This window comes from Microcystis sp. LE19-84.1B, from assembly GCF_027531875.1.
Classification (GTDB): Bacteria; Cyanobacteriota; Cyanobacteriia; order Cyanobacteriales; family Microcystaceae; genus Microcystis; species Microcystis panniformis.
In genome coordinates this window covers 1-10883 of the sequence record NZ_JAPZSR010000387.1, presented here as the reverse complement: position 1 = coordinate 10883, position 10883 = coordinate 1, and the positions used below count along the sequence as shown (strand labels likewise).

Genomic DNA, 10883 nt, shown 5'->3' with positions numbered 1-10883 from the left:
TGACTTCGTTTCTCAGGAATTGAGAGCGGCGGAAGACCCGGAATTTGAAACCTTCTACACTAAAAATATTCTGCTTAACGAAGGTCTGAGAGCTTGGATGGCTCCCCAAGACCAACCCCACGAAAACTTTATCTTCCCTGAAGAAGTATTACCTCGCGGTAACGCTCTCTAAAGATGGCAAGAAAATTTACCGAATAGGGGGAAGGGTGAAGTTAAATCACCCTTCTTTTTTGTTGATTAAGGCATTTCAGGCAACTACTACTCATTTTCTTGATACCCCTGTAAGATAAACTAGAGAATTTCTGGGAGATAAAGACAATGTTTCGCCAAATTTTATTATCTAGTCTCGGTTTATTGCTAATTTGTCCCTTGGGGAGCGAGCCAGCAGCGGCCAGAACCACGAGAATTAATTGTGAAAGTCAAAACGGTCGCACTACTCGCTGTCCCGTCAACGCTAGATGGGCCCAAGTAAGATTAATCCGTACTCGCTCCGCTGCTCCCTGTGAGGGTAATTGGGATTTCGAGAACGGCAATATTGTGGTGAGAAATGGTTGTCGGGGCGAGTTTGAGGTACGCACCGACGACCATCACGGTAATTCTGGTGGCGGTTGGCAAGGTAATCTTTACAAAGAATTTCGCCTCCCCAATATCGGTCGTTTTGTCGTTGATCGCCGCAGTTATTATGATAGTGGCAGAATTAGAGAATTTGATGCGATCGTTAATGGCAGTCGCGAGCGTTGGTGGGCCAATTGTCGTGGTGGCGAACTCGGCAGCGGTAGTCGTCGCATCCGCTCATCCCGGGAAATTGATCGAGTAGTGGACTTTGTTTGTGAGGATCGGGGTTAAATATAGAAACCAAAACTCTATCTAAAACCTTTTAAAGTTATAGTCATTTCAATTAAGATTGAGAATATCAATCCCAGAGTTCATAAGGGTTTTGTCGGTCTAGACTGTATCAGACTTATCTGAAATGACTATACTCATTTATATAGCTAGATAGCTAAAATGAGTAACTTTTGCTGAAGATAGATTTTAAGAACGCTATCAGGTAAGCTAAGACGCACTTTAACCGCCTATCCTTAGATTACCTGAATCTCTCCCAATCTCTTGACTTGCCTCGAACAGTAGCTTGAGAAAACTAAAATCCTGAAGATAACTGCTGTAAGAAACCCGTTTTCTTGATCTGCTGCTACAATTCAAGTAGATTGGAGGAAAATGTATGGAGCCGGCAAACACCTTAGATGCTCTAATGCTCAAAACCATCATCAAGGAAAGCGTCCGCGAAGTTATGCGGGAAGAATGGTTTAAATTCTTCGAGATGCTGATTCCCTATGTGGATGATATAGAACAAGCTGACATAGAAGCAACCTTTAATCCTGTTGATTACAAAGACGACGGCTTCGTTGATGTTACAGGCTGGTTTAATCGTGAAGATCAGGATCAGTAGATCAGCCAATAAATTTTTGGAGAAACTAGATGCCAATAGCCGAAAATCTGTTTTAACTAAAATTGGTATTCTCAAAACCTGCCTTGAAACTCAAAACGTTTATCCCCCTGAAGAACTTGATATAAAAAAACTTAAAGGTGAGTTAAAAGGATTCTCCAGAATTCGTGTTGGCAAAATGCGAGTTATTTTTGAAATCGTCAAGGAGACAGACGAAATCTTTATTTATGAGATTAACTTTAGAGGCAATATTTACGATTAATTAAGCGATTGGCAACGTTCGGATTTACCAATTATTTTCGATACTTCTTTCCGCAGCTATCTAACTTTCATGAGATCTCTTGCAAAAGTAATCAAGATATATCCTTTTGTCGGTAACGAAGTTCGTAATTGTAGATACCAGCAATCAAATTCAATCTCAGACCAAATCGCCGTCGGCGATTTCTGTATCTTGATGAAAGTATCCGATTTGAGACGACGATGAATATGTTCTATAACTATGCGCCGTTGTGATAACTGACGATTGGCTTTTTTTTGCTCTTTACTTAGTTTTTCTTTTTTCTTTTTTTTATGAGGAATCTGACTGTTTTGATGGATTTTCTGAATCCCTTGATAGCCTTTGTCCCCTAATATTTCTATTTCCTTATTTAACCCTATTTTGCTCTCTTTCCACAGTCGAAAATCATGGACTCTTCCTTTCTCACAACGGACACAGATTACCTGCTCGCTTTTTTGGTCGCAACGCGCTCGCTGCGCGAGATCGGCAACGACTTGCGACTTTAATGTGTGGTATCCCTGCTTGCCACTATAGTATGATTTCTGTTTTTTTTTGGGTCTTTCTATCTCATGTTCTGACACATCCACCACTATTACTTCTATTTCACTATTACTTTCTAATAGGGCTTTTTTTCTGGGTAGATTAAACAGACCTGATTTGATGAGAATATTCTCTACTTTCCTAACAATTCTATACGCCGTTGATTCGTTAATACCCAAGCTATTTCCCCGATGAAAATAGGTGCGATATTCTCGCCAATACTCTAATGTTATTAGTAGTTGGTCTTCTGTACTCAATTTGCTCGGTCTACCTGTCTTTTTTTGCCAAACTTTTTCTGCCTTTAGGACTGTTACCATATCCTTAAATGTATCTGGATACACGCCACACAAGCGTTTGAACTCTGTTGGCTTTAAAGTTTTTACTTGTTCGTAAGTCATCTTTCAATCTTAACTCTTGGACTATTTTATCCTATTTTGTCTAGACTTATGCAAGAGATCTATGGGTTAATTTAGCCAATACTGCTTCTTCTTCGTCAGCAAAGTCTCCAGCTTCGACTTGGGCCACTGCTTTCTTAGTTTTCTCGCCAGCAGCCAGAATAATCACCCGATCTGGACGATTACTAGACTTCTGGCATAATTGACTTTTGAGAGTTCAAAAATGGGAAAATAGGGATGAAGTTGCCTAAAATCTCTTTATGCTTAGTTCTCCTGACTACTGGCTCCTCTCTCTGAGGTTTACTGGTCACTGATCACCGATCACTGATTAGAGAATACCTGCATTAGAAAGACCGAGAACCAGTCCCGCACCGAGAATATGGCCAAAACTCATCGTAGCCAATAATTCCGGCAGACCGAAGCTTTTTTTCGAGGCTAACTGCGGCAAGGGTAAAGCAGGGCCGGCCCCGGTATTTTGGATGGCAAAATAACCGATAACGAAGGCTACTAGGTTAGCTAAGGTCATGGTAATGCCGACGGATAAATTCCAGGGAATGGTTTGAGCGGTGGCTAAAAGTAAGGCGGAAGGGATCATTGGCGCTCCAGTCTTGATAAGATTCTGTTAATCACAGGGCATTATAAAAAGCTCTTGACCCGAAACTGCTTTTTGTTTGAATACTTAACAGTTTTTGTAACGTTTTGCGAATAAGATTAAATGCGAATTAAAATTTGCGGCATTACCCAACCGGACCAAGGACAAGCGATCGCCAATTTAGGAGCTACGGCCTTAGGTTTTATCCTCGTACCGAGTTCGCCTCGTTACGTCAACATCGAGCAAATTAACGCTATTATCGCCGCCATACCCAACAAAATTGATTTTATTGGGGTTTTTGCCGACGAGCAACCCGAAATTATTCAGCAAATAATTATTAAAACCCCCTTGACAAGTGTACAGTTACATGGTAGAGAATCTCCCGAATATTGCCAAAGGTTGCGGCAATTATTACCCGACCGGGAAATTATCAAAGCTTTGCGGATTAAAGACAGAGAAAGTTGGGAAAAGTCGGCAATTTACTTTAATAGCGTCGATACTTTGCTTTTAGATGCCTACCATCCCCAATTGCTCGGCGGTACGGGACATACCTTAGACTGGCAAGCCTTAGCCAGTTTTTCGCCCCCCTTGCCCTGGTTTCTCGCCGGAGGACTCAACCCCGATAATATTAGTGAAGCTTTAACCCGGCTGCACCCCGATGGCATTGATGTCTCTAGCGGCGTTGAGCGATCGCCCGGTGATAAAGACCTGAAAAAAGTCGCCCTCTTGTTAGAGCGACTGCAAAAATTTAGTGATCAGTGATCAGTTATCAGTGAGCAGTTAGAAGGTTTTGGGTGTTGGGGTGTTGGGGTTTTGGGGTTTTAGGGTGTTGGGGTTTTGGGGTTTTAGGGTTTTGGGGTTTTAGTTGAAATTTCCCCATTTCCCCATTTCCCCATTTCCCCATTCCCCCATTTCCCCATTTCCCCATTCCCCCATTTCCCCATTTCCCCATTTCCCCATTTCCCTGACTAGAAGAAATTAGGTTTATGACGGATCAGGTTAAGATACTCCTCGCGGGTTTTCTGCTCGTCTTGGAAGACTCCTAACATGGCGCTGGTGACAGTCCAGGATCCTGGTTTCTGCACCCCGCGCATCACCATGCACATATGGGTTGCTTCCATGACGACTGCAACCCCTTGGGGGTCGAGAATTTCTTGAATCGCTTCGGCAATCTGACGGGTGAGGCGCTCTTGGACCTGTAAACGACGGGAGTACATTTCCACAATGCGAGCCAATTTACTTAATCCGACCACCTTTTGGTTAGGAATATAGGCAACGTGGGCCCGCCCCATGAAGGGTAACATATGATGTTCACAGAGACTAAAGAAGTCAATATCGCGCACTAATACCATCTCATTATGACCTTCATCGAAGATCGCACCATTAACGAGGGTTTCTAGGGATTGTTGATAGCCTTGGGTGAGAAACTGCATCGCTTCGGCCACCCGTTTGGGGGTTTTTAATAAACCTTCTCTTTCGGGATCTTCTCCCACCGAGATCAGGATATTTCTGACCGCATCCATCATCTGTTCTTTGTTTTCGTCGGAAGTTGGATGAATTTGAGCGGTTTTGCCATTGTGGGTGTTGCGATCGGGGCGAGTGGTCACGCGTGCTTGGATAGCGTCGGTTAAATTACCGTTTAAACCGTTAGAAGAAGCTATGGTCATAATGAAGAGGCCTGTAGGCGAATTGATTGATAAATAGAAGTATTTCGGGTTATAATGCCCCCGCACTGGGCATAATGGTCATCGTTTCCACTACGGCCTGTTTGGGCAGTAACACCGCTTGCAGAATGGCCTGCGCGACGATATCCGGGGTTAACATGGCCGAGCGATCGAAATCTGCTTTGACGCTATCGCTGTCCCAGATGGGAGTATTGACAGCACCGGGGGTGATAATCGTGACGCGAATGGCGTTGGCCCGCTCCTCGATCGCTAAAATGCGAGAAAATGCCACTAATGCCGCTTTGCTGACACTATAGGCCCCCCAATCAGGAAAAAAATTATCGGCGGCGATCGAGGAAACGTTAATAATCGTGCCTCCTCCCTGTTGACGCATGGCGGGTAAAATCCCCTGCACGCACTGGTAAACACTGGTTAAATTCAGGTCGATCACCCGCTGCCAGTCTGACAAAGGTGTGTCAGCTAAGGGATTTGTGTAACCCATGCCAGCATTATTGATCAGGATATCGATCGGTCCGGATTCTTGGGCGATTTTAGCGATACTAGGAGCTACTTCCGGGATATCTGCCAAATCTAAGGGGTAAGCTTGGGCTGATACGCCTAAATCTGCCGCCATTGCCGCCACGGTTGCCAATTTTTGCTGATTGCGACCGATTAAAACCAGATTAATTCCCGCCTTGGCGAAAGCGAGGGCGGTTTCTTTGCCGATGCCGCTACTGGCTCCGGTGATCAGCGCTCGCTGTTGACGAATAACAGAGTTCATGGTATAATCTGAAATCTCTTAATTCCGGGTAGTTAGGGCAAAATTTTGGCGGTTAGGGGAACCCTAGAAAAGTTTAAGGCAGTTGGGTCGGATCGGAGCAATTTTTCTCGCACCAAAATTGCCGCGTCCACCTGGGGTGGGGGGAAGCATTGACTATCGGGTAGGTTCAAGATTAAGAATCGTTACAAAATTTTACCTAGCTAATTATAGCACTGTTAAGTCAGGGATCACTAATCTTTGTGTATATTCAGATATCTAACCAGCGAGGGGAAAAAGCGGACTGGTTGGCGAGAATTTTTGAGGCTGCCTTGAAACTCCCTCCCCCTGCGCTGAAAACTACTCACCGGAGGAGATGGCAGCGGTGGGTTGAGTGCGATTGACAATCACCACTCGATCGCCGACAACGGGACTTCTAGCGAGGAGAATTCCTTCGTTATCCTTCATTTCCAAGCGGCGAAAATCAAGACTTTGGCAACGTTGAAAAACCGAATTAGCCAATTTATCCTGTTGTGATGCCTCGAGACTATACCAATTATCGCCCAAAATCACTACTAGACGACTAGCCAAAAAGTCCGCTTCTACGGTAGAAATAATCCCGGCGGGATAACGAGTAGTTAAATCGGTAATTTCCTCTTGAATAGCTGCGACTAAACTTTGTTCGGGAGTTAATCGCGGTTTTGCTTTAGTAATCGGGACGGGAATCGGTGCCTCTGGTGCGATTAATTCTGGGGGAGTTGCGATAATTTCCCCGGCTGCCGGTGAAGGACTAGAGACAACTTCGGGCATATTTTCGGCAATTTCCGCCGGATTTTTCGGTAAACTGATCACGGCTACTAAGAGGATAGTGACTAAACTTCCTGTTAACAAGCCGGTGATTAACCAATCGGGAATTTTTTCGCCAATTCCCCCGGGCAAAAGTCGGCGGATTTTGTTCAAAATCGCGGTCCACCACCCTTCCACCTGCTCGAAATCTGGTAAAATATCGTCAATTCCCTCCGCTGCTTCGATGGGAGAATCTGGGGTTAAACTTTGCTCAACTTCTGCGAATTCGTCTGGTTTTAAAGCAGCGGCTAACTGTTGCGTTGAGTTAAGAAGATTATCAACAGCAACTTTTGGGGGTAACACTATCCCCGTTCCCGTGTTAAGTTGGGAAACGATCGAATTTAACTGCTCGATCGCCTCTTGTAGTCGGACCACCGTTTCTGCTTGGCTGAAATTCTCTCGCTCATTTGGTTGAGTCATAATCTTTCTTAACTCGCTGCCATTCTTTTTCAAAATATCATTCTATGCGCCGTTTTCTCGGTTTTTTAACCAGTATTTTCCTTGTCTTCCTGACTGCTTGTGGTAGTGTCACTCCCCCGCAAGAATTTGCCCCCGACGGGGAAATCGTCGCCAAAGCCCTTTTATTACAATTTCGTCACACATCCGATCGCCTTAGTCAATCTTTACAGATCGATCAGCCGCCGGTAAAAATTGCTAAAATTAATGTCACCAGTCTGGAACCGATTTATGTGGGCAATTTGCCCGCTTATCACTTGCAGGGAGATTACGATCTAACTCTACAATTGCCCCATCAAAAAGATACCAAACAACACAACAATTTTGATCTTTATTTACAAAGACAGATCGAGGGGAAAACTTGGCGTTTACTGGAAGAAGTTGCCTCCCAATGGCGCAGCTATTTAGTGAAATAAGCGGAAAAAGCCTGGGTATTTTGCTAAATAGATTTTGAGTTCGATCCCCCCTGCCCCCCTTGATAAGGGGGGTGCCGATAGGCGGGGGGATCTACCCTTGATAAGGGGGGTGCCGATCCCCCCTTAATCCCCCCTTAATAAGGGGGGCATCTGATAATTTTTAACGCCTACCTACTTATAATAAAATCAATGCTGTTTTGTTTCCAAAGACTGCCACCATGACTTCTTCCCCAGTTAAATCCTTAACTTCTCAGATTGTAACCAATCAACATTTACCCCCGTTAGAAAATGGGGATCGCTTAATTCGTCCTGAATTCGAGCGCCGTTATCAAGCTATGCCAGGATTAAAAAAAGCCGAACTGATCGAAGGAGTTGTGTATATGGCATCCCCATTAAGGTTTAAATTTCATGCTGAACCCCACGGACGTTTAATCACTTGGTTAGGAGTTTATCAAGCTGCTACCCCCCAAGTACAAATGGGTATTGAGCCAACAGTTCGCTTGGATATCGACAACGAATTACAGCCGGATGGGGTGTTATTAATTAGTCAAGAAAGCGGGGGAAAATCAACCCTAAGTGTAGAGGGATACCTAGAAGGATCGCCGGAATTAGTGGTAGAAATTGCCGCTAGTAGTGCCGCCATAGATTTAGGGGATAAAAAACGTGCTTATCGGCGCGGTGGCATTCAAGAATACCTTGTTTGGCAAGTATTTGACCAAAAAATTGATTGGTTTAATTTAGAAAATGGCGATTATATTTCTTTGTTACCCAACCAAGAAGGAGTGATTTGCTCTCTAGTATTTCCGGGTTTGTGGTTAGATGTTTCAGCCATGCTCAACGGCAATATGTCACGGGTGTTAGACATCTTAAAAGCTGGAATTAACTCGGTAGAACATCAAGAATTTGTCCAAAAGTCAACCGCAGCGCAGTCGGGGGAAGCCAAATGAAACCCCCAGCTATTCTCATTTTAGGAGAAACCAGCATTCCCGTGGCTCGTCAAGTGCAAATGTCCCTACCAGAATCAGTGGTTTATGGGTTAATAAATCGTACCCAGTCGGCTGATTTTACCTATACTAATTTTGGCGAAACCGTGCGAGAATTTTTCCAGACGGGAACGCCAATTATTGGCATTTGTGCGGCGGGTATTTTAATTCGCACTTTAGCACCTTTATTAACTGATAAATGGCAAGAACCGCCTGTATTAGCAATCGCAGAAGATGGCAGCGCCGTAGTGCCTTTGTTGGGGGGTTTACAAGGGGTTAATGATCTCGCTCGTCAAATTGCCTCGGTTTGGCAAATTTCCCCCGCAATTACCACCACTGGTGATATTAGATTTAAAACGACTTTATTATCGCCACCCCCGGGTTATCAGTTAGTTAATCCCGATGATGCTAAGAAGTTTCTTTCCGATTTATTGGCTGGTGAAAAAGTAAAATTAATCGGTGAAGCGGAATGGTTAAAAAATAGTAATTTACCAATTTCATCAGCAGCAAAATTGAGCATTGAGATTATCGATAAAAATAACTTAAACTTGGCAAAACCTAGCAGTAACTGTTTAGTTTATCTCTGTGAGGAAAGCCAGCAAATTAAGGAAAAATTTGGTTTGTCCCCAGGGGATTTGGCCCAGGAAAGTCAAGGTAAATTAGCCATAGTCGGAACTGGACCGGGTGCGCTAAATTGGATGTCGCCGGAAGTTCGAGAAGTGTTGGAAAAAGCCACGGATTGGGTGGGTTATAAAACCTATTTGGATTTGGTAGAATTCCTGAGAAAACCAGAAATTGTCCGCCATGAATCGGATAATCGGGTGGAACTAGATCGCGCAGAAATTGCCCTAGATTTAGCGGCTAAGGGGCGATCGGTTGTCTTAGTTTCCTCCGGAGATCCTGGCATTTATGCCATGGCCGCAGCCGTGTTTGAGGTATTAGAAAAAAAAGCAAAACAGGAATGGCAGCAGGTGGCCATTCAGGTCTGTCCGGGGATTTCGGCCATGCAAGCGGCGGCTGCCAGGGTTGGCGCACCTTTAGGCCATGATTTTTGTGCGATTTCCCTATCAGATATTCTCAAATCTTGGCAGGTGATTTCTCAGCGCATTGAGTTAGCGGCCCGGGCAGATTTAGCGATCGCATTTTATAATCCTGTGTCTCAAGAGCGCACTTGGCAATTGGAGAAGGCAAAAGAGATTTTATTACAATGGCGATCGCCGCAAACTCCTGTGGTATTAGCGCGTAATTTAGGACGAAAAGGGGAAACAGTGACGGTGAAATTCCTGGGGGATATGACTATTAACGATGCGGATATGCGAACCATAATTTTGATCGGATCCAGTAAAACTCGCCTTATTGAGCAAGGTAAAACCAAGCAGTGGGTTTATACTCCACGTCACTATTAGGTAGGGTTTGCGGCACAAAGTTTTTCCTGGGGGCAGGGTGTGGCCCCCCCAACCCCCCACCCCCCCTGCCCCCCCGACATCGGGGGGGTCGGGGGGATCGGGGGGGTGTAGGGTTTTACCGATTTTGAGGGGGTCAATTACCTAATTTTCAGGGAAAAAGTCCAGGGATTTTCCACCCGATCACTCCCAGATCTGGTACTTTTTGATTGACAAAAGGTCTAAAAGTCTTACCCAACAAGGTTTTTAGATTTATTCAGCAAGCCCTATGTAATTGTCAACATAGATTTGCGAACTTTTTTGTCGAAACCTGATCATAAACTTTAAAAATAGGCATGATGGGAATAGTTGAGATCGAGGGGGCGGAAAGACGGATAAACTGGTAGCTTTGTACTTACATATACTTGGCGATATCAGGAATTCACGCTACTCTAGGTATCGGGTTCTTTACATTTTGTTACTTAACATCCGTAAAAAAACCTAGTTCATGTACCTTATTGTCTCAAAAAAGAATCTTAAAAAAGTGTTAAGGTTTTATAATTGGGGAGTGTTATCAGGAGGAATATTGTGTTTAAACGACTTGCAGAACAGCATCGCCAACTGGTCAAAGACTTAGTCATGGATTTACAGGCCTTAGCGACCGCACTAGAAAATCAAGGTTATTTAGCATCCTGCTACACCTGTGGCGGTCAACTGAATAGCGCATCTTTTATGGTGGGATTGGGGGAAACCCATCTAATTCGGTTTCTCGTGTCCGATTACGGCATCACCTGGACAGAAATGCGCGATGATCGAGAGTTAATGAAACTCGAAGGCGCGGAAGCCATCAGCCAACTACAGGAATTAGCCAATCTGATTAAATATCAAATTTCGCCGGCGGAATTTATTGACAAAAAACCCTCCTCCGTGCTGCAACGGTTAGAGACGGTTTAACTCAGATGTTACCTAGACTTGTATGTTTAGGGAACTTTTTCCGTTCTATTAAACCTACTCAAATCTACTCATGAGCAAATTTGACGTTAACTTCCTGCTTCACTGTAGTAGTGTCGGCACTATCTACTCTACAAGCTGACACGGTGGAACTCACCGCCAAAGAAGCTAGATTTAGAC

At 44.3% G+C, this 10883-nt stretch carries 14 protein-coding genes and 1 pseudogene; 9 read left to right on the top strand and 6 right to left on the bottom strand.

The genetic code is table 11. The features are described 5' to 3' along the window. From O9324_RS21805 to O9324_RS21790, 4 genes are all read left to right on the top strand, one after another. Positions 1-172, top strand: a 172-nt coding sequence (locus O9324_RS21805) for a photosystem II protein D2 (RefSeq protein WP_271931852.1), incomplete at its 5' end; no start/stop codon positions are given. A 146-nt stretch (positions 173-318) separates the two neighbouring features. Continuing rightward, the gene (locus tag O9324_RS21800; protein ID WP_288141293.1) at positions 319-846 is read left to right on the top strand and encodes a DUF3011 domain-containing protein; all 528 of its coding nucleotides are present in this window, start codon (positions 319-321) and stop codon (positions 844-846) included. Positions 847-1219: 373 nt separating this feature from the next. Then, positions 1220-1447, top strand: a complete 228-nt coding sequence (locus O9324_RS21795; RefSeq protein WP_193961716.1) for a hypothetical protein — start codon at positions 1220-1222, stop codon at positions 1445-1447. Beyond that, a complete protein-coding gene (locus tag O9324_RS21790; RefSeq protein ID WP_353851735.1) occupies positions 1407-1706 on the top strand; it encodes a type II toxin-antitoxin system RelE family toxin in 300 nt (99 codons plus the stop codon). Before O9324_RS21795 ends, O9324_RS21790 begins: the two co-directional genes overlap by 41 nt. 91 nt (positions 1707-1797) lie before the next feature. On the opposite strand, the pseudogene O9324_RS21785 reads toward O9324_RS21790, so the two are convergent. The 3 genes and pseudogenes from O9324_RS21785 to psaK form a co-directional block, all read right to left on the bottom strand. Then, positions 1798-2659, bottom strand: a pseudogene (locus tag O9324_RS21785) (IS5 family transposase). A gap of 46 nt (positions 2660-2705) precedes the next feature. Continuing rightward, a complete protein-coding gene (locus O9324_RS21780) occupies positions 2706-2825 on the bottom strand; it encodes a CopG family transcriptional regulator (protein ID WP_288141292.1) in 120 nt (39 codons plus the stop codon). 159 nt (positions 2826-2984) lie between these two features. Continuing rightward, a complete protein-coding gene (gene psaK / locus O9324_RS21775) occupies positions 2985-3251 on the bottom strand; it encodes a photosystem I reaction center subunit PsaK (protein WP_002756861.1) in 267 nt (88 codons plus the stop codon). A gap of 120 nt (positions 3252-3371) precedes the next feature. Here psaK and O9324_RS21770 point away from each other — a divergent pair, with 120 nt between their 5' ends. Then, the gene (locus O9324_RS21770; protein ID WP_288141291.1) at positions 3372-4010 is read left to right on the top strand and encodes a phosphoribosylanthranilate isomerase; all 639 of its coding nucleotides are present in this window, start codon (positions 3372-3374) and stop codon (positions 4008-4010) included. A 206-nt stretch (positions 4011-4216) separates the two neighbouring features. Here the strand turns inward: O9324_RS21770 and folE are convergent, their stop codons facing one another. From folE to O9324_RS21755, 3 genes are all read right to left on the bottom strand, one after another. Next, positions 4217-4915, bottom strand: a complete 699-nt coding sequence (gene folE / locus O9324_RS21765) for a GTP cyclohydrolase I FolE (protein ID WP_002738197.1) — start codon at positions 4913-4915, stop codon at positions 4217-4219. A gap of 49 nt (positions 4916-4964) precedes the next feature. Further along, positions 4965-5693, bottom strand: coding sequence for an SDR family oxidoreductase (locus O9324_RS21760; RefSeq protein ID WP_288141290.1), 729 nt, complete (start codon positions 5691-5693; stop codon positions 4965-4967). Between the two features lie 336 nt (positions 5694-6029). Then, positions 6030-6935: a hypothetical protein gene (locus O9324_RS21755; RefSeq protein ID WP_288141289.1), complete on the bottom strand. Its 906-nt coding sequence runs from the start codon at positions 6933-6935 to the stop codon at positions 6030-6032. 44 nt (positions 6936-6979) lie between these two features. On the opposite strand from O9324_RS21755, the gene O9324_RS21750 reads away from it, so the two are divergent. The 4 genes from O9324_RS21750 to O9324_RS21735 all read left to right on the top strand — a co-directional run bounded on the left by O9324_RS21750 (position 6980) and on the right by O9324_RS21735 (position 10706). Next, entirely contained in the window at positions 6980-7387 is a 408-nt protein-coding gene (locus tag O9324_RS21750) for a hypothetical protein (RefSeq protein WP_002789331.1), read from the top strand. Between the two features lie 218 nt (positions 7388-7605). Beyond that, the gene (locus O9324_RS21745; protein ID WP_288141288.1) at positions 7606-8334 is read left to right on the top strand and encodes a Uma2 family endonuclease; all 729 of its coding nucleotides are present in this window, start codon (positions 7606-7608) and stop codon (positions 8332-8334) included. Then, the gene (gene cobJ / locus O9324_RS21740) at positions 8331-9776 is read left to right on the top strand and encodes a precorrin-3B C(17)-methyltransferase (RefSeq protein ID WP_288141287.1); all 1446 of its coding nucleotides are present in this window, start codon (positions 8331-8333) and stop codon (positions 9774-9776) included. The genes O9324_RS21745 and cobJ overlap by 4 nt, the downstream gene beginning before the upstream one ends. A 564-nt stretch (positions 9777-10340) precedes the next feature. After that, positions 10341-10706 carry a DUF1815 family protein gene (locus O9324_RS21735; RefSeq protein ID WP_002764683.1) on the top strand — a complete coding sequence of 122 codons (366 nt, stop codon included), beginning with the start codon at positions 10341-10343 and terminating at the stop codon, positions 10704-10706. The last annotated feature ends 177 nt before the right edge of the window (positions 10707-10883 follow it).

Excerpts from the sequence above, each read along its gene's own strand:
- O9324_RS21800 (WP_288141293.1), top strand. The coding sequence starts at position 319 with ATGTTTCGCCAAATTTTATTATCTAGTCTCGGTTTATTGCTAATTTGT.
- O9324_RS21795 (WP_193961716.1), top strand. The coding sequence starts at position 1,220 with ATGGAGCCGGCAAACACCTTAGATGCTCTAATGCTCAAAACCATCATC.
- O9324_RS21790 (WP_353851735.1), top strand. The coding sequence starts at position 1,407 with ATGTTACAGGCTGGTTTAATCGTGAAGATCAGGATCAGTAGATCAGCC.
- psaK (WP_002756861.1), bottom strand. The coding sequence starts at position 3,251 with ATGATCCCTTCCGCCTTACTTTTAGCCACCGCTCAAACCATTCCCTGG.
- O9324_RS21770 (WP_288141291.1), top strand. The coding sequence starts at position 3,372 with ATGCGAATTAAAATTTGCGGCATTACCCAACCGGACCAAGGACAAGCG.
- folE (WP_002738197.1), bottom strand. The coding sequence starts at position 4,915 with ATGACCATAGCTTCTTCTAACGGTTTAAACGGTAATTTAACCGACGCT.
- O9324_RS21760 (WP_288141290.1), bottom strand. The coding sequence starts at position 5,693 with ATGAACTCTGTTATTCGTCAACAGCGAGCGCTGATCACCGGAGCCAGT.
- O9324_RS21755 (WP_288141289.1), bottom strand. The coding sequence starts at position 6,935 with ATGACTCAACCAAATGAGCGAGAGAATTTCAGCCAAGCAGAAACGGTG.
- O9324_RS21750 (WP_002789331.1), top strand. The coding sequence starts at position 6,980 with ATGCGCCGTTTTCTCGGTTTTTTAACCAGTATTTTCCTTGTCTTCCTG.
- O9324_RS21745 (WP_288141288.1), top strand. The coding sequence starts at position 7,606 with ATGACTTCTTCCCCAGTTAAATCCTTAACTTCTCAGATTGTAACCAAT.
- cobJ (WP_288141287.1), top strand. The coding sequence starts at position 8,331 with ATGAAACCCCCAGCTATTCTCATTTTAGGAGAAACCAGCATTCCCGTG.